The organism is Bremerella cremea (genome assembly GCF_039541315.1).
GTDB lineage: Bacteria > Planctomycetota > Planctomycetia > Pirellulales > Pirellulaceae > Bremerella > Bremerella cremea.
The window spans coordinates 1,450,098-1,467,978 of the sequence record NZ_BAABFZ010000005.1; the positions used below are offsets into that span (position 1 = coordinate 1,450,098).

At 56.4% G+C, this 17,881-nt stretch carries 13 protein-coding genes; 10 read left to right on the top strand and 3 right to left on the bottom strand.

Annotated features, from left to right (window positions below; genetic code table 11):
• Positions 1 to 169: 169 nt before the first annotated feature.
• The 3 genes from ABD890_RS22750 to ABD890_RS22760 all read right to left on the bottom strand — a co-directional run bounded on the left by ABD890_RS22750 (position 170) and on the right by ABD890_RS22760 (position 6,556).
• Positions 170 to 1,633 (bottom strand): DUF1501 domain-containing protein, encoded by a 1,464-nt coding sequence (locus tag ABD890_RS22750; RefSeq protein ID WP_345094879.1) that lies wholly within the window; start codon positions 1,631 to 1,633, stop codon positions 170 to 172.
• 34 nt (positions 1,634 to 1,667) lie between these two features.
• Positions 1,668 to 4,763, bottom strand: a complete 3,096-nt coding sequence (locus ABD890_RS22755; protein ID WP_345094881.1) for a PSD1 and planctomycete cytochrome C domain-containing protein — start codon at positions 4,761 to 4,763, stop codon at positions 1,668 to 1,670.
• Positions 4,764 to 4,981: 218 nt separating this feature from the next.
• On the bottom strand, positions 4,982 to 6,556 hold the full coding sequence (locus ABD890_RS22760; RefSeq protein WP_345094883.1) for a C25 family cysteine peptidase: 1,575 nt from the start codon (positions 6,554 to 6,556) through the stop codon (positions 4,982 to 4,984).
• Positions 6,557 to 6,815: 259 nt separating this feature from the next.
• On the opposite strand from ABD890_RS22760, the gene ABD890_RS22765 reads away from it, so the two are divergent.
• From ABD890_RS22765 to lptE, 10 genes are all read left to right on the top strand, one after another.
• Entirely contained in the window at positions 6,816 to 8,126 is a 1,311-nt protein-coding gene (locus tag ABD890_RS22765; protein ID WP_345094885.1) for an adenylosuccinate synthase, read from the top strand.
• A 96-nt stretch (positions 8,127 to 8,222) separates the two neighbouring features.
• A complete protein-coding gene (gene uppS, locus ABD890_RS22770) occupies positions 8,223 to 9,017 on the top strand; it encodes an undecaprenyl pyrophosphate synthase (RefSeq protein WP_345094887.1) in 795 nt (264 codons plus the stop codon).
• Positions 8,999 to 9,916 carry a phosphatidate cytidylyltransferase gene (locus tag ABD890_RS22775; protein WP_345094888.1) on the top strand — a complete coding sequence of 306 codons (918 nt, stop codon included), beginning with the start codon at positions 8,999 to 9,001 and terminating at the stop codon, positions 9,914 to 9,916. The genes uppS and ABD890_RS22775 overlap by 19 nt, the downstream gene beginning before the upstream one ends.
• 185 nt (positions 9,917 to 10,101) lie before the next feature.
• The gene (locus ABD890_RS22780) at positions 10,102 to 11,064 is read left to right on the top strand and encodes a PhoH family protein (RefSeq protein WP_345094890.1); all 963 of its coding nucleotides are present in this window, start codon (positions 10,102 to 10,104) and stop codon (positions 11,062 to 11,064) included.
• Positions 11,065 to 11,148: 84 nt separating this feature from the next.
• Positions 11,149 to 13,353 carry an HD family phosphohydrolase gene (locus ABD890_RS22785; RefSeq protein ID WP_345094892.1) on the top strand — a complete coding sequence of 735 codons (2,205 nt, stop codon included), beginning with the start codon at positions 11,149 to 11,151 and terminating at the stop codon, positions 13,351 to 13,353.
• A 10-nt stretch (positions 13,354 to 13,363) separates the two neighbouring features.
• The gene (ybeY, locus tag ABD890_RS22790) at positions 13,364 to 13,846 is read left to right on the top strand and encodes an rRNA maturation RNase YbeY (protein ID WP_345094894.1); all 483 of its coding nucleotides are present in this window, start codon (positions 13,364 to 13,366) and stop codon (positions 13,844 to 13,846) included.
• A 3-nt stretch (positions 13,847 to 13,849) separates the two neighbouring features.
• The gene (locus tag ABD890_RS22795) at positions 13,850 to 15,139 is read left to right on the top strand and encodes a hemolysin family protein (protein WP_345094895.1); all 1,290 of its coding nucleotides are present in this window, start codon (positions 13,850 to 13,852) and stop codon (positions 15,137 to 15,139) included.
• Between the two features lie 56 nt (positions 15,140 to 15,195).
• The gene (recO, locus tag ABD890_RS22800) at positions 15,196 to 15,948 is read left to right on the top strand and encodes a DNA repair protein RecO (RefSeq protein ID WP_345094897.1); all 753 of its coding nucleotides are present in this window, start codon (positions 15,196 to 15,198) and stop codon (positions 15,946 to 15,948) included.
• 38 nt (positions 15,949 to 15,986) lie between these two features.
• Positions 15,987 to 17,270, top strand: coding sequence for a tetratricopeptide repeat protein (locus tag ABD890_RS22805; protein ID WP_345094899.1), 1,284 nt, complete (start codon positions 15,987 to 15,989; stop codon positions 17,268 to 17,270).
• A gap of 24 nt (positions 17,271 to 17,294) precedes the next feature.
• Positions 17,295 to 17,846: an LPS assembly lipoprotein LptE gene (gene lptE / locus ABD890_RS22810; protein ID WP_345094900.1), complete on the top strand. Its 552-nt coding sequence runs from the start codon at positions 17,295 to 17,297 to the stop codon at positions 17,844 to 17,846.
• The last annotated feature ends 35 nt before the right edge of the window (positions 17,847 to 17,881 follow it).

The following is a 17,881-nucleotide window of genomic DNA, read 5'->3' on the forward strand; positions in this document are numbered from 1 at the left end:
GGCGATGGAAATCGCCGCCTGATTGCCCTTGCCGCCGACGAACCGTGGCTAAAACTTTGGGATTCGCTTGCCCCCGTGGCAAACCGTGGCTCTCCTCTTCTGGCGAGCGAGTTCCAAACAGGAAGTATCGTCGGCGGCTTCGATCGACGTCGGATCCATCGATCGAAGGCTAAATCAGAAGTTCTTTGACCGGGTGTCGCTCTTCGACCCCGGTGAGACGGACATCGAGCCCCTGGAACGGAATCGAAAGCTTGCGATGATCGATTCCCAGGCAATGCAAGATGGTCGCATTCATATCCGAAATATGAACCGGATCTTTCACGATGTTGTAGCTGAAATCGTCGGTCTCGCCATGCACAAGACCTGGCTTGATCCCGCCACCAGCCATCCAAACCGTAAAGCAGCGTGGATGATGGTCGCGACCGTAGTTCTGCTTCGACAACCCACCTTGGCTATAGATCGTACGCCCGAACTCGCCACCCCAGACCACCAGCGTGTCGTCCAGCATGCCACGCATTTTCAGGTCTTGGATTAAAGCCCACGCCCCTTGGTCGACATCTTTGGCCTGGGCTGGCAAGTCGCCAGCCACGTTGCCATGTTGATCCCAACCACGGTGGAAGATCTGCACAAACCGCACATCCCGCTCAACCATCCGGCGAGCTAACAAACAGCTTGCCGCGAAGGTACCTGGCTTCGAGACATCGGGGCCATACATATCGAGCGTGGCTTGCGATTCCTGACGGAGATCGACCAGTTCTGGCACCGAAGACTGCATTCGGAAAGCCATTTCGTACTGCGCGATACGCGATTGCGTTTCCGGGTCGCCCGACAAGCGATACGTTTCTTCGTTAATGCGAGAAACACTGTCGAGCATTCGCCGACGGAGCGAACCGTCGATTCCTTCCGGATTGGAAAGGAACAAGATCGGGTCGCCCGACTTGCGAAGGGTCACCGCGGAATGCTTCGAGGGCAAGAAGCCTGCTCCCCAAAGGCGGTTATAAAGTGCCTGAGCTTGCTGGCGACCACTCCAGTTGGGAGTCATCACCACGAAAGTTGGCAGATTGGCGTTCATCGAACCCAACCCATAGCTCAACCACGAGCCAAGGCTCGGGCGACCAGGCAACTGATTGCCGGTGCAGATGTAGGTGATGGCCGGATCGTGATTGATCGCTTCGGTATGGACCGACTTCACGATGGCGATGTCGTCAACCATCTTGGCGTGGTACGGCAACAATTCGCTGACCATCGTGCCGTTCTCGCCGTGGGGCGAAAACTTGAACTTCGAGGGTGCGATCGGGAAACGTGACTGGCCAGAAGTCATCGTGGTGAGACGTTGTCCCTGACGAACCGATTCTGGCAGGTCTTTGTCGTACCACTCGTTCATTTGCGGCTTGTAGTCAAACAAGTCCATCTGGCACGGAGCACCGGCCATGAACAAGTAGATCGCCCGTTTCGCCTTCGGCGCGAAGTGCGGCAACGTCGGCAAACCACCGATGCCGGAACTTGGCAACTTGGCGGCTTCAGCTGAATCGCCAGTCATCGAAGCCAACGCCGCGGCGCCGAGCCCGAGTGCTCCTTGCTGAAAGAAGTGCCGACGTGTGATCGCACGGAAATATTCTTGGCGAGGATCCATCACTTGGTCCTTTGAATGTTCTAGGGCCCTGCGATTAACGCAGCGTAACTACTTCGTCGAGGTTCAAAATCGTGTTGCAGACAATCGCCCAGGCAGCCAGTTCGGCCGGGTTCTCGTCTTTGCCAACCAGCTTGCTCGCCGCTTCCGGGTTGTCCTGGAAGTAGGTCAAGCTATCGAAGTAGAGCGATTCGAGTTCTTTTCGCAGAACCTGGTTCTCGGGATCGAGCAGGCAGAGCGAAATCAGATAATCAATTTTCGAGACGGGATCGGCACCACCGGTATCCATCGTCCGGCCTGCCAAAGCGACAGCCGCTTCGACGTACTGCGGATCGTTCAGCAGCAGCAATGCCTGAAGCGGCGTGTTGGTTCGCTCGCGACGCACGGTACATGACTCGCGATTGGGCGCGTCGAACGTACTAAGCTGCGGAGCCAACGCGGTTCGCTTGATGAACGTGTAGAGCGTTCGGCGATGGATCTTCTCGTGACCTTCGTCCGCCTTGAACTGCACGGTGTTACTGCCAGAGTAACCGACTGCCTTCCAAAGTCCATCGGGCTGGGGCGGCTTCACCGATGGACCACCGACGGTATCCACCAGCAGTCCACTAACAGCCAACGCTTGATCTCGGAGCGACTCGGCATCCAGACGGAAGCGAGGGCCCCGAGCCAGCAGGCGATTCTCAGGATCACGCTTGGCCATCTCGGGCGAAATATCCGACGATTGGCGATAGGCGGCAGTCATCACCATCCGTTTCATCAATCGCTTGATGTCCCATCCGTTCTCGCGGAACTCGACCGCCAGGTTATCCAGCAGTTGCGGATGGCTGGGGACACTTCCCTGGGAACCGAAGTCTTCCGAAGTCTTCACCAGGCCCGTTCCGAAAACATGCTGCCAGTAACGATTCACCGCAACGCGGGCGGTCAGCGGATGGTTCGGAGCCAACAGCCACATGGCCAGCCCCAAACGATCGCGTGGCATTTCTTCGGTCATTGGCGGAAGGAACGATGGGACTTCGCGAGTCACTTCTTCCCCAATTTGATCGTATTCGCCACGTTCCAGGATGAAGGCCTTTACCGGCTTGGCCGCTTCCTTGTAGATCAACGTCGTGGGGGAATCCTTAACCACGCTGCTGCGTTGATCGGTCAGCGACTTCAGGTCGGCACGTAGCTTGTCGAAGGTTTCCTGTGTGTCGGCACAGACAAACTCGAGGAAGTAACGCTGCAGTTTCTTACCGTCTTCTTCGTTGCGTTGATCGGCAGGCTTCTTCAAGATTTCGGTAACCTGCTTGTTTTCAGGAATGACCGTATCGAGATTCTTCGCGGCGTATTCGCTCCAGGCCACCATCGACTTGAACTGCGGCGACTTGCCGTACTTCGTCACGACGCCAGCCTTATCCCAATACACGGTTCCGTCAAACTGCGTGAATGCCCATCCGTTGATCTTGGCACCTTCCTTCAGCTTGACCTTGTCGATCGGAATCTCGAGACGAACCCACTTGCCCGCTTCGGGTAGATCTCCGAGGCGATGCTTGGTCGAACCATTCTTGCCGTAAGGGATGAGGTCTTCGCCCCAATAGGCCCGTTGATCCCAGTCGCCATCGTTCCACTGGAACATGATTTCACGTGGCGGGTTCTTTGGGTCGAGGTAGACGTAACCGAACATCACGTCCCCTTTGAAGATCGTCAAAGGTGCCTTCGCCCCGGTGAAGAAGACCTGATCGTTGCCGGTCGAAGTTCGCTTGGCAGACTTCTCGCCACTAAAGACAGGCTCCGGTGCGGCAACCCAGTTGTAGTTGCCACTGACCGCGCCACCTTCGGGCGGAGCATCGTCAATCCAGACAATCTCTTCCGCTTTCACTTCCGGATTGTCGACACCGGGACCTGGGTCCTGGTAGTCGATCTTGGCGAGTGTGGCCTGGGTTTCTTCTTTCTTCGCTTTGATTTGCTGGTCGAACGACGCAATCTGCTCGACCGCTTCTTTCGAGTAGATGGACGGGGCATGATCTTTCACGTTGCCATCCATCGGGCTGCCATCAATGCTGTTGAAGAACGCGTACATCGCGTAGAAGTCTTTTTGCTTCAGCGGATCGTACTTATGGTCGTGGCAACGGGTGCAGTCCATGGTCAGCCCCATGAAGACCGTGCCCGTGGTGACCACGCGATCGTTGACGTTTCGCATCTTGACTTCTTCCGTGATCGAACCACCTTCGTTGGTCGTCACGTTGCAGCGATTGAAGCCGGAGGCCACCTTCTGTTCCCACGATGGATTGGGCAACAGATCGCCTGCCAACTGCTCGGTCAGGAAGACGTCGTAAGGCTTATTCTCGTTCAAGGCCTGAATCACCCAGTCACGGTACATCCACATCTCGCGGAAGTTATCCAGGTGCAAGCCATGCGTATCGGCGAAGCGTGCCGCATCGAGCCAATGCCGGGCCATGTGTTCGCCATACTTGGGAGACGCCAAGAGACGGTCGACCACTTTCTCGTAGGCATCGGGGGACTCGTCCGCCAGAAAGGCATCGACCTCTTCGATCGTGGCAGGCATGCCGGTCAGCGTGAAGGTCACCCGGCGAATCAGTGTTCGCTTATCTGCTTCGGCAGAGGGAATCAGCTTTTCTTTTTCGAGACGAGCCGCCAGGAAACGATCGATCTCGGTTTGCCCCCAACCGGCGACCGTGGTTTGTGGTGGATCGCTTTTATGGGGAACTTCAAACGACCAGTGCGACTGATACTTGGCTCCCTGAGCGATCCAACGTCGCAGGATTTCGATCTCTTCCAGACTCAACTTCTTATTCGAGTCTGATGGAGGCATCTGAATTGATTCGTCGTGACTGATAATCCGGGCGATCAGTTCGCTTTCGTCCGGCTTGCCTGGCACGATGGCGATCTCGCCCGAATCCGCTTCGCCGTAAGCACTTTCGGCCTGATCGAAACGAATCCCCCCAGCCCGGTGATTTTCGTCAGGGCCATGGCACGCGTAGCATCGATCGGACAGCAGCGGACGAATATCGCGGTTGAAATCAATTTCGTCGGTACCTTCGGCATTGGCCATCTGGGCCGAACCGGCCAAGGTTACCAAGCAAACGCTGAAAGCCATCCAGCGCCAATTGCCACGAAGTAGCCGCGATCTCATAAGAACGTCCCGTTCTGCGGAAGGTTGGTAGTTCAGGCGGGAGGTCGGCTGACATCTCTGGGGGTAAGTGCCGACCACTAGGAATCCGGGCGGGCAACGCCCGATTTGCAATTTACTCTACCTTGATCCTACAGCATGAATCAAGCGTTGTCGGGGCAGAAATTCCCGAAAAGCAACTTAGCGGCGATCTTCCCGCATTTCTGTGACCGATCGAGGCGTTACTGGTCGGCCAGTTCCCCTTCGACTTCCGGCTTTCCAGGGCGCGATCGGATCTCGATATCGTGCGAACCTAACCCGACTTGCGAAGCACCTTCCACCCAAACTCGGACATGACATGGCCCCTCGCACGCCTCCGGAACCAACAAACGGGTGGTGAAGTTGCCGTCCACCGGCAGCACGTCAATCGATTTCCAACAACGATCGTTGGCCGATTGATAGGTCTGGTTGTAGCTGGCCAGTTGATCGTGGCGAGCATCGTAGAGTCCGCGTTTGGCCAGCGTCTCGACACAGCCATCGCGACGACAGACTAATTCCACATGGACCTTACCCGCTATTTCGGTGGTGCCGGCGATTTCAATCGTCTGCCCTGACTCGGCTACTTTGGGTGCCAGAATCTGGACGGGCGAAGCATGCGGCAGTTTCAGCAGCGGGTCACCGAGCAGGTTGAACAAGGCCATGTGTTCAAGTCGTTCTTCCCGTAGCAGTTTCGGCTTGGGACTGACCAGGCTGGCCATCGTATCGAGCATCTTACGATTGCCTGACTTACCACTCTGGCGAATGGTTTCCTGCTTGGCATGCAAAATCAGTTGCCCCAGCGTCGGTTGTTTCTCGACGAAATACTGCTGCAGCATCTCCGTCCCCATTACACCCATGGCGTAAGGCATCGTCACACGCGATCCGGCGTAAACCGCGACCGGGCCACCTTTCGCTCGGTGAAGTCGCTCCGCCAGGCAGTCTCGCGGGGCATCGAAAGCCCCCGTGTAACAGGCTAGGAAGATCGCGATTGGGTTCGAGCTTTCGTTTCGCAGGGCGAGGGCATCGTTGTTCGAGAAAATTGGGAAGGCGTCATTCGGAACGCGAACGTAGTCGAGGTGCTCGACATGCCCATGCCCCATATAAACCCAGAACAAGCCGCCATCGTTGAGTTGCTTTAGGACTTCATCGCGGAACTCGCGAGGGTCGGGGCAGTAGATACTTTGCCAGCTTCCCTGGGCCACGACGGCATCGAAGTGGGCCGGGATTTCGTCGGTCAGAAACTTCTTAGTGACCGATTCCATCAAGGTATCGACCACCGAGCCAAAGCCCCCGAGTCCTGCCACAAAGTGCAACCGCCGTTGCCAGTCGCCGGAAGGAAGCTTGGTTTCATAAGCCAACGTCTTGGCCACGATCGTCTTCAATTCTTCTTCGCTACTCACCGAAAACCGCCCGACCGCGATGTCCGGGATTTGGTCGTCGTTCAGGTCAGCATAGAAGTTGTCGGTCGGGATTTCTGGCTCCGAGCCGAACAGGACATTCACGACCGCCTTCTGGTAATGAACCGGCACACCGATGGCGCCCGATTGATCGGCGATTGCGTCCCCCACTAACAGCACCTGTTGGAGAGGACCTGCCTTGGCCGCTTCGCGAATGGTCGTTCGGATTGCTTCTTTCGAGGACGTATCGGTGACCACCCCAATCCGGTGCCCCTGCTTCATTCGATAGTCAAACCAGGGCTGCATGGCGGCAACGTAGGGCTGCGGACAGACCACCAGCGTATCGAAGCCTTGGTTTCCCGGGGCTTCGGGAGTGGCCATCAGAAGTGCCATTACAAGCAGCGAATTCATGGCAGCAGCGAGTGAAGAAGGTTGAAAATTGTGATAAATGCCCAGAATTTCGGGAATTCGAGAGCAGGCTCCCGGTATCGGGAAGTGTATCGGTTTGGCCTGTTGGAATGAAGGTTAATTCCCCCAGATTGGCGTTTCCGAGGCGGTTCGCCTCGTTGACCACCTCCCCCGATTCGCGCTACACTAGGTGGGTTCGTCCTGAATTGATTGCTATCACTGGAGAAGGTTTGTGGCTGGTTCGTGTGTTATTGGTTTGCAGTGGGGTGACGAGGCTAAAGGTAAGCTCGTCGATCTTTTGACCCAGCAGCACGATATCGTGGCCCGTTTTCTGGGCGGAGCGAATGCCGGTCACACCGTCGTCGACGGCGAGAACGTCTACAAGCTGCACCATATCCCCAGTGGTATCTTGCGCAGTGACGTACTGAACGTCATCACCGCCGGGGTGGTCATCAATCCACCCATCTTGCTTGGCGAGATGGACGGCCTGACTGATCGCGGCGTTTCGATCGACAATTTGCGTCTCAGCGATCGCTCGCACATCATCTTCCCTTGGCACATTGCCGAAGACCGTGCGATGAACCAGGGAACCGCCGACGGCGAGAACATCGGCACCACGTTGCGTGGTATCGGCCCTTGTTATCGCGACAAAGTGGGCCGCAGCTATGCGATCCGCCTCGGCGACATGATGCGACCGAACTTCAAAGACAAGGTCTACATGATCTGCGAGAAGAAGAATCGCACGATCGCCAGCATGTACGAAGACGGCCAGTTCGAACCGCTCGATCCCGATAAAATCTACGAAGAATTCGCAGCCTATGCCGAACGCCTCCGTCCGTTCGTCTGCGATTCGACCGACTTGCTGCTCAACGCTGTCGACGAACAGAAGACCATTCTCTTTGAAGGTGCCCAGGGCGCTTTGCTCGACGTCGACCACGGGACTTACCCGTTCGTGACTAGCAGCAACAGTTCCGGCGTCGGCGCCTCGGCCGGTGCCGGTGTCCCCGCCAAGCACATCGATCAGGTGATTGGTGTCGCCAAAGCCTACAGCACCCGCGTTGGTGGCGGCCCCTTCCCCACGGAGCTGCACGACGAAACAGGCGAAAAGATTCGCAAGCGTGGCAATGAATATGGCACCACCACCGGCCGTCCACGACGTACCGGCTGGTTTGATGCCGTCGCCGTTCGCTATACGGCCCGTGTGAGCGGTATCGACGTCCTCTCGCTGATGATGCTGGACGTCCTTTCGACGTTCGACGAAATCAAGATTTGTACCTCCTATGAACTCAATGGCGAGCAAATCACCCGCTTCCCATCGCATGTCGATGACATCCGGAATCTGAAGCCGATTTACGAAACGATGCCAGGCTGGGCCGAAGAAATCACCGGTGCTCGTAGCCTGGACGACCTGCCAGCCAACGCTCTGGCTTACGTCCGTCGGATTGAAGAACTGGTTGGCTTCCCGGTTGGTGTGGTCTCAGTTGGTCCAGACCGCAAGCAAACCATTTTCACCAAAGACGTTCTGAAGCTGGCGGTAACCTAAATCCCGCGTTGAAATCGAACCCAGGGAACCGTCATAATAGGTATCGAGATTTAACGTTCCCTGGTTTTCGTTCCTTTTATTGGCCCACGAAGCGACGTGTCTAAAACGGCGACGACAGCGCGACATCCGATCGAGGACCTTCCTCGCGACCGCTTTCCGAATCACATAGCGGTTATCATGGATGGCAACGGCCGTTGGGCTCAACGCCAGGGATTGCCTCGCATTGAAGGACATCGGCGCGGCGTGACTTCGGTCCGTTGCACCGTCGAGGAATGTGCTCGCCTTAAGATCGGTCAGTTGACGCTGTACTGTTTGTCCAGCGAGAACTGGAAGCGACCACAGCACGAGCTCGACTTCCTGATGCATCTGCTCGAGCAGTACATGATCGAAGAACGCTCGACGATCATGAAGCAAAACGTTCGTGTCCAGATCATCGGACGCCGCGATGGCATCCCCGAGCAAGTCCAGCGCGAGATGGACAAGACCATCGAGATGAGTGCCAACAACACCGGCACCACGCTTTGCCTGGCCATCAATTATGGCGGCCGGGCCGAGATGGTCGACGCGGTTCGCTGCATCGCGGAAGGGGTGAAAGAGGGAAGGCTCACCACCGAAGAGATCACCGAAGAAACGATCGCCCAGCATCTTTATACCCGCGGTATGCCTGACCCGGATCTCATGATTCGCACAGCCGGCGAGATGCGGATCAGCAACTTCCTGCTCTGGCAGATCAGCTATTCCGAACTGTGGGTTACCGACCTTTGCTGGCCAGAGTTTCGCGAAGAAACCTTGCGAGATGCGATTGAAAACTTCGCCTCGCGAGATCGCCGTTTTGGTGGCCTTACCAACCAAGGTCCCTCAGGAGTTGACGCGTGCTCAAGTGGCGATTGATTGGATCGATTGCCATAATTCTGCCTCTTTGCGGACTTTGTTGGCTCGACTTCAACTTGAACTTTGGCCGCCCGGGATTGTGGCTGCTTCCCCTGGTCATCCTGCTGGCGGTTCTCGCCGCGGAGGAAGTCCTGGACCTGCTGCGGGCAAAACAGCTTCGACCGATTGGCTGGTCGTGCCACCTCGGTACGCTGACGGTCATGCTTACGGCAAGCCTTCCGATCTGGTGGCCTAGCTCGCAGATTCCCTCGCAAGCCGATCAATCGGAATGGGTCCTCTATGCGCTGGCCTTCGGGGCCATATTAGCGATCGTGGGAGAAATGCGCCGGTACGAAAAGCCGGGCGCCTCAATGATCCACCTTGGCCTCACCATCTTTGCCATCTTTTACGTGGGCGGGCTATTAAGTTTTGTCGTTCGGCTGCGACTGGTCGAGCAAGGCTCACCGCAAGGAAATGCGTATGGCATGGTCGCGTTGCTGTCGATGATCGTCGTCGTGAAGATATCAGATATCGGTGCTTATTTTATTGGTTCGAACTTTGGTCGCACCAAACTTGTCCCCAGGCTAAGTCCTGGAAAAACGCTGGAAGGTACGCTCGGCGGATTGGCCACGGCGTGCCTCGGAAGCTACCTGGTCTTTCAAGTCATTGGCCCGTGGATCGCTGGAGCACCGATCCCATCGATGCCGCTAGGTTGGCTTCTCTTTGCTTTGTTGGTCTCGCCAGCTGGCATGATCGGAGACCTGGCCGAGTCGATGTTCAAGCGAGACATGGAGACAAAAGACTCCAGCAAATGGCTCGTCGGTCTGGGCGGCGTACTCGATGTTCTCGATTCGATGCTGCTGGGGGCACCTGTCGCCTTGCTGTGCTGGGAACTCGGTATTGTCGGTCCCGGCTGGTAAGTTGTGCCGATTAAGCACAATTATCCCATTCGCCAATGATTTGCCAGACACGCCTAACCCTATTCTAATACTAGGGTTACAACCAAGGTGCTAACAGCGCTGATTCCCACGACTGAAACATTGTCTATATTTTGACGTAGGAATTCTTCCTTTCCGGCATAAGGCGATAGGCCCTGCCTACATCGATGTACGAAGCAACGATCAAATTTTTGGACCATGCCTCGGTCCTCCAACTTTTCGGTAGTCGCGACCAACATCTTCGACGTATCCGCGATTCGCTGAACGTCTCGATCACCCATCGCGACGAACGTGTGAGTATCTCAGGCGAAGAACGCGCCGTAGCCAAGGCGATTCGTGTCGTGGAAGATCTGCGCCATCGACTGGAACGCAACGGAACGCTCGAAAAAGAGGACCTGGACGAGGCGCTCGGAGAAGTCAGCGGCGAGCCGACCTTTCGTCGAACGATACCCATTGCCACATTCCAGAAAGGTGGTGGGGTCAAACCAAGGACACCAGGCCAGGTCGCCTATGTCGAGGCGATCCGCAATCACAACATGGTCTTTGCCCTGGGACCTGCCGGAACGGGAAAAACTTACCTGGCCGTGGCCCTGGCGGTCGAGGCGCTACTAGAAAACCGCATCGGCAAGATTGTTCTTGTCCGTCCCGCCGTGGAAGCTGGTGAGCAACTTGGCTTCCTTCCCGGGACGTTGTATGAGAAGATCAACCCCTACCTGCGACCAATGTTGGATTCGCTTTCGGAAATGATGGAGCCCAATCTCATCACGCAGTACATGGCGACCGATGTTATCGAAGTCGTTCCGCTGGCGTTTATGCGTGGACGGACGCTGAAGAATGCCTTCATCATTCTGGACGAAGCCCAAAATACGACGTCGGCCCAGATGAAGATGTTCCTGACCCGTATGGGCAAGGACTCGCGAATGGTCATCAGTGGGGACATCACCCAGAACGACCTTCCGCCTCGAGTACGAAGTGGTTTGACCGATGCCTTGTATCGGCTTCGCAACATTGATGGAATTGCCCGCGTCGAGTTAAGCAACGCAGATATCCAGCGTCATCCGCTGGTGCAAAAGATTGTGGATGCCTACGAAACGAGTTCAGAAAACGAACTTGGAAGCGAAGGCGGCTAAATCATGGCGCAACCCGGTAAGTCGAGAAAACGAGCCAAACACGTCGCCTCTTTGGAACTTCCTCCAGGAACGTTTCGGCGGTTCGTGTCGGAGCTCTCGCACCCAGACAAACTCCTTTACCTGGCATGCGCCCTCTTTGCGGCGGTTGCCCTTTGGTTGGTTACCGGGGCCTGGAATCCTGCGATGGACTATCGCCTGGGTTACGTTCCGCCAGCCGAGATCCATCCCCGGGTTCAATTCTCCGTTCCCGATCCACTGGCGACCGCCAAGGCGCAGCGCGATGCGGAAAATGAGTCGATGTCAGTCTACATCAACGACCCGACTCGACTCGATAACATGCGGACCGAGTTGCAGACCACGATTGCCCGGCTGCAAAGCGCCAAGCAGTTCGATGCCGAAGTCGAACGACTCTGGAACGAGTTCTTCCCGATCGCCGACGACAATGTCGCTCCACTCGATCCGAAAGAACGCGAAGCGCAGTTCACACAGTTGAAAGCTTTGCTTGGTCGCGATGGCATGCTCAATGCCTTTCAGCAGCGGATCGAAGCGGCGATGAAGCCTTACGCTTCCCGCGGTATTCTGGCACCGGACCAGTTGGAACAGAAACAAGGCCAAGCCGCGAGCATTATTGTGGTCTCGGCCGGACCGAATCCCAATCAGCAGATCATTTCGCAGAACGATGTTCTGAAAGCCCAGGTCCTGGAAAAGATTCGCCGCAGTTTGCAATTGGAACTGGAAGAACTGGTCAAAGACGAAGACATCAAGTTCTTTGTCCGCGCCGTCGACTTCTGGGTCGAAAAGAATCTGCCTGGCACGCTGACCATGGATAAAGCCGCGACGGCGAAAGAACGCGAGAAAGCAGTCGCCGCGGTCGAGCCGGTGATGCATATCTATTCGACGAAAGATGCCGTCGTTATCGCAGGCAAACCGCTCAACGACATTGACATCGACCTGCTGCACGCCGAGCACGCCGCCTATTGCCAGCAACGTAGCTTCTTCTCGAAGACGATCTATTCGCTGGCAATCCTGGGGATGTACTACGCCCTGGGAACGTTGTGTGCGATTTACCTGGTCTTCAAATGCCCAACCATTTTGCGGGACCTGAACGAATACCTGCTGTTCCTGGTTCCGGTCTGTGCGACAGTCGCGCTTGGCTATTGGTTCGACGATCGCTGGCAGGCCGAGATCATCCCGACAATGCTGTTGGCCATGACGATCTCAATCGTCTATCGCCAGGAGTTCGCCTTGCTGGTGACGGCCTGCGTGAGCCTGGCCATCGTGCTGACAACCGGCAGCGGACTGATCGCGTTTGTTACGATTACTGCGACCTGTAGCGCCGCGACGCTGTCGATGAATCGCATCCGCAGCCGCAACAAGCTGATCTTCGTTGGCTTGTGGGCTGGCGTGGTCGCCTTCTGCACAAAGTATGGTGTCAGCATCGTCTCTGGACAGCCCGTCACGATGTCGCTGCTGCAATCGGCGGCCTGGCAAGGTGGCTTCGCCATCGGTGCTGGCTTCGTGATGACCGGTCTGCTGCCGTTTATCGAAAAGGCGTACGGTGTGCTGACCGACATCAGCTTGCTGGAACTGGGCGACGCGGCCGATCCATTGCTGCAGAAACTAGCTCAGCGAGCCCCAGGTACTTATAACCACTCGATCACGGTCGCTTCGATCGCGGAGTCAGCCGCTGAATCGATTGGCGCCAATGGCCTTCTGGTTCGCGTCGGTGCCTACTTCCACGACATCGGCAAGATGATGAAGCCGGAGTATTTTGTCGAAAACCAGAATGCATCCGACAATCGTCACGATGGCTTGAACCCGGCGATTAGCACGCTGGTGATTATCGCCCATGTGAAAGATGGGGCCGACCTTGCGCGGCAGCACCGATTGCCGCGAGCGATCATCGACTTCATCGAACAGCATCACGGGACAACTCTGGTCGAATACTTCTACCGTGTCGCCAGCGCCAAGGTTGAAGCGAACCCAGACGAACGGGAAGTGGACGAAACGATCTACCGCTATCCAGGTCCGAAACCACAAACCAAGGAAGCCGCGGTGCTAATGATTTGCGACGCGGTGGAAAGTGCCTGCCGGACGCTGGTCGAGCCAACTTCGGCCCGCATCAGTGCTCTCGTCGAAGAACTGTCCATGAAACGATTGCTCGATGGCCAGTTCGACGAATGTGGTCTGACGCTACGCGAACTGCGTCAAATTCAATCCAGTGTGACCAAAAGCCTCACCGCCGTTTATCATGGTCGTGTGAAGTACCCCAGTTCGCAGCCTGCTTAAAGCGAGACCGATGTCCTCCGACTACGAAGTCAATTTATCTAACCGCCAAGAGGAATTTAACGTTCCCGAGGCGTTGTTCGTCCAGGCTGTCTCTCAAGTCTTCTCTGGGGAAGGATACCCACGGGGCGAAGTCGGTATCGCCATCGTGGACAACCAAGAGATCCACGACTTCAACGTTCGCTTTCTCCAGCACGATTACCCCACCGATGTCATCACGTTTCCGATGGACGACGAAGATGGCTTTCTGTCTGGCGAGATCATGCTGAGTGCCCAATACGCTGCCGATGAGGCCCAGCAGCATGGCTGGTCGGTAGAAGAAGAAATGACCCTTTACGTCGTCCATGGCTGCTTGCACCTGGCTGGCTACGACGATCACGAAGACGACGATCGCCTCGAGATGCGTCGGCTCGAGCAGCACTATTTGGAAAAGCTGGGCATTCAATACAACGGCCAGTCCCCAGCGACCGGTACCCCGAATCAAGGAGCGACTTAAGCGATGGGACCCACGTTATTCGTCTGGCTGTCCACATCCAGTCTGTTGATTCTGATCCTGTCGTCGATCGCCGCAACGATTCTGCCTGACATGTTGTGGCATGATCTGGAAGAGTTTTGCGAAAAGCGAAACCGGCCCCGACTCTTCAGTACCATTCACGAGCACCACGAACTTGCCGCCCTGGCTGCCCAGGCCCTGCAAGTGCTCTCGTTGGCCTTGTTCCTGATTTCGAGCCAGGCCTGGCTGTTTCGTGAAGAGTCGCTCCTCGATCCACTCACATTCACCGGCGACGTCGTCGGCGTTACGGCCGTCTTGATGGTGTCGATGGTCTGGCTGCCGTGGGCCATTGCCGAACATTTTGGGCCAGCCTTCATTTACTACACCTGGCCCGTCTGGTCGATGGTCAGCACGGTCCTGTATCCCATGACCTTCGGCGTTGACCTGCTAGGGGGGCTGCTGAAGCGTGCCGCTGGGATCGAAGACGAACCGACCGATGAAGAAGAAGACTTTGAAGAAGAGATCCGCACGATCGTGACCGAAGCGATCCGCGAAGGTCATATCGAAGAAGATGCCCGCGAAATGATCGAAGGGGTGATGGACCTCGACGACACCGAAACCGCCAGCATCATGACCCCTCGCAGCGAGATCGATGCCCTGGCCGCGACGACGCAGTGGTGGGAAACGGTCGAGTTCATCTCGAAGACCGGTCGCACACGAATTCCGATCTGGGATGGCAACCGCGACAACTTTGCGGGCCTCTTATATGTGAAAGACCTGCTTCCCGAGTTGGCTCGCCCTGAGTCGACCCGCAAGTCGCTGCTGGAACTTTCACGTCCGGTCATTCATGTCCCGCAAAGCATGACGGTGAGCGAACTGCTGAAGTACTTCCTTCGCAAACGAACCCACCTGGCTTTGGTTGTCGACGAATACCATGCGGTCACCGGCCTGGTTACCATTGAAGACGTGCTGGAAGAAATCGTCGGCGAGATTGTCGACGAACACGATCTCGACGAAACCGACAACGGAATCGTCCAGATCTCGAACGAAGAAGCGGACGTTACCGCCAAGGCCCACGTCGAGGACATCAACGAAGTCCTGGGCATGGAACTCCCTGAAGATGACGATTACGATACGATCGGCGGGCTGGTGATCCACGAGATGAAACGGATTCCCAAACCAGGCGAGAAGCTGCAGGTCGGCGACGTCGAGATCCAGGTCACCGCCTCGGATCGACGTCGGATTCACCAGCTGCGACTCATCCGAACTCGGCAAAACAAGCCCTTGCCAGCATAGCCACCAGATCGGGCATGGTGACTTGAACGCGGATTCTCTCAGAAAATTCACATCTTATGTCGGCGGAAAAGACGCTAGCAATCGTTATTCGAACCGTCGACTTCAGCGAGACCTCGGGCATCGTCACGCTATTTACCGAGGAATTCGGAAAGATCACGGCACTAGCGAAGGGATGCAAGCGTCCCAAGAGCCCCTTCGAGTCTGGCCTTGACCTGCTGACTGTAAGTCGAATAGTCTTCCTCCACAAAAAAAGCGACAGCCTCGACTTGCTTACGGAAGCGAAAGTCGAACGACGTTTTCGTGGTGGGCAGAAGAGCACCGAACATCTTTACGCCGGTTACTATGTGGCCGAGTTGTTAGCCGAGATGACCGATCGCTCCGATCCGCACCCGGAACTGTTTCATTTGGCCGACGATATCCTTTCGCGGCTGAACCGGTTGGAAGAGGTTGCTCGCTTGGTGTTGCGGTTTGAAATGATGCTGCTCCGCTACCTTGGCCAGTTGCCTGAGTTGACCCATTGTGTCGAAACAGGTGAACCGATTGCCGAGCGGGGGCGTACTCCTTTTGGACTGCTCGCTGGTGGCGTGCTTTCGCGAAGAGCCCGCAGTGGGCATCGTCAGGTCATCGACGTGGCGATTGAAACATTGCACTTATTAGCGACGTATGCCGCGGAGGACGAGCGGTGGCAATCGACTGAGATTCCATCACGTCTGGCCATGGAGGTCCGGGCACTCGTCAACAGATACCTTAGCCATACCCTGGGCAAGACACCCAGATTGCGAGAATACCTTAGAATTCTGGCGATCTGATTTCGGGATGGACCACGAGAAGGGCAAGGAAGTCCTCGATGATGAAAACAACATGGATCGTCTCCCTTGGCATTCTGCCGGCTCTTTGCGCGCCGGGTTGCATGAACTTCGGCCAGCGAGACCCGGTACCACCGTCCACGGTCTTTAACCCGTCGGATGGTGCTGTCGCCCAGGTCAGCTACGAAGAAGAAGTTCAGCGAGGCCAATCGCCAGAAGCTGAGCCCGCCCAAGAATCTTCTTGGTGGGACCCAACCGGTGTCGGTGCCAAGACGCTCGAGGCAACCGGCAACACCTCCGAAAATCGAGCCTTGGCCAAGAAGCTGTTCGCTCAAGCCGAGAGCATCTACGAACAAGGGATGACGCAAGAGGGTGCCCAACGCGCCGCCAAGCTGAACCAGGCCGCAGGCTTGTTCCTTCGCGCTGGGCTCTATCACCAGAACTCGACTCTGGAAGAAGACGCGTTGATGTATGCCGGTGAATGCTACTTCTTCGTCGACAACTACCCCGAGGCGACCAAGCAGTACGACAACCTGGTGAAGAAGTATCCCAACACCAAACATCTGGACGTGATCGGAACGCGCCGGTTCAAGTTGGCTCGCTACTGGCTCGATCGTCATACGACCGAACGCACCTGGGCGTTGCAGCCGAACCTGACCGACTCGCAACTGCCGCTGTTCGATCGGTTCGGCAACGCGGTCAAACTGTTCGACCTGATTCGCTTGGACGATCCAAGTGGCGACCTGGCCGACGACGCGACGTTGGCAGCCGCCAATGCTCACTTCCGTGAAGGCAACTTCGAGGCAGCCGACCGCTTCTACTCCGACCTTCGCGAAAACTTCCCCACCAGCGAGCACCAGTTCAATGCTCATTACCTGGGAGTGGTGACGAAGCTGAAGGTCTATCAAGGACCCGAATATGACGGCAAGCCTTTAAACGATGCTGAAACCTTGCTGACTCGCTTGAAGCGTCAGTTCCCTGATAAGACTCAAGAGAACATGCAGGTTATCGAGAAACTCGACTTCGATATCCGTGCCTCTCAGGCCGAACGCCTTTGGTTCAAAGCGGCGTTCTACGATCGCCGCCGCGAATACGCCGGGGCCCGTCACTACTATCAACAAATCATCGAGAAGTTCCCATCGTCGAACATGGCGGACGAAGCCAAGAAGCGAATTGCCGAGGTCCAGGATCGACCTGCCACGCCAACGCCTCCGGCCGAGTTTCTGTATAGCTGGCTCGAACGCAAGAAGGATTTGCCCCAGGCCGCTCCTCAGCCGATCGAAAGCCTGGCCACGAAACCTGAAAACGATACGACTTCGCGATAACGCCTTCCCTGGCGAACCGACGATATGCCCAACCTGAATGCACACTACCGACGGATCTTGACTGCCTTGCTACTAGTCGTAGCGGGCAGCACGGTAGGCTGTGTGCACTATCAGTTTGGCAATCGCAGTCTCTATCGACCTGACATTCGGACTGTCTACGTTCCGGTCTTCAAATCGAACTCGTTCCGAACCGAGCTTGGCGAAAAGATCACCGAAGCGGTCATCAAAGAAATCGAGGCGGTCACCATCTACAAGGTCACCGACGAAGCCTCGGCCGATACGGTCCTTCGTGGAACGTTGGTGGTCGACAACAAGATCGTTCAGGGGCTTAACACGCTGGACGAACCACGGATTCTGCAAGAGAGTTTCCAGATCCGTTACGAGTGGCTCGATCAGCGCGGTCAGTTGATTCGCCAGCCTGCCACACTCGATCTCGCCCCGGTCCTTCGCAGCCAGACGATTACCGCCAACGGGCTGCTTTATCCGGAACCTGGTCAATCAATGGTCACTGCCCAGCAGGATGCCATCGATCAGTTCGCCCAGGAAGTGGTTCGGAGCATGGAAGCCCCTTGGTAGGCGCCGCCCTACTCCTCTTCTCGTGTCAAAGTTTG

Bases quoted from the DNA above. Each gene is read 5' to 3' on its own strand.
- ABD890_RS22750 (WP_345094879.1), bottom strand. From the start codon at position 1,633: ATGGATCCTCGCCAAGAATATTTCCGTGCGATCACACGTCGGCACTTC.
- ABD890_RS22755 (WP_345094881.1), bottom strand. From the start codon at position 4,763: ATGAGATCGCGGCTACTTCGTGGCAATTGGCGCTGGATGGCTTTCAGC.
- ABD890_RS22760 (WP_345094883.1), bottom strand. From the start codon at position 6,556: ATGGCCACTCCCGAAGCCCCGGGAAACCAAGGCTTCGATACGCTGGTG.
- ABD890_RS22780 (WP_345094890.1), top strand. From the start codon at position 10,102: ATGTACGAAGCAACGATCAAATTTTTGGACCATGCCTCGGTCCTCCAA.
- ybeY (WP_345094894.1), top strand. From the start codon at position 13,364: ATGTCCTCCGACTACGAAGTCAATTTATCTAACCGCCAAGAGGAATTT.
- ABD890_RS22795 (WP_345094895.1), top strand. From the start codon at position 13,850: ATGGGACCCACGTTATTCGTCTGGCTGTCCACATCCAGTCTGTTGATT.
- recO (WP_345094897.1), top strand. From the start codon at position 15,196: ATGTCGGCGGAAAAGACGCTAGCAATCGTTATTCGAACCGTCGACTTC.
- ABD890_RS22805 (WP_345094899.1), top strand. From the start codon at position 15,987: ATGATGAAAACAACATGGATCGTCTCCCTTGGCATTCTGCCGGCTCTT.
- lptE (WP_345094900.1), top strand. From the start codon at position 17,295: ATGCCCAACCTGAATGCACACTACCGACGGATCTTGACTGCCTTGCTA.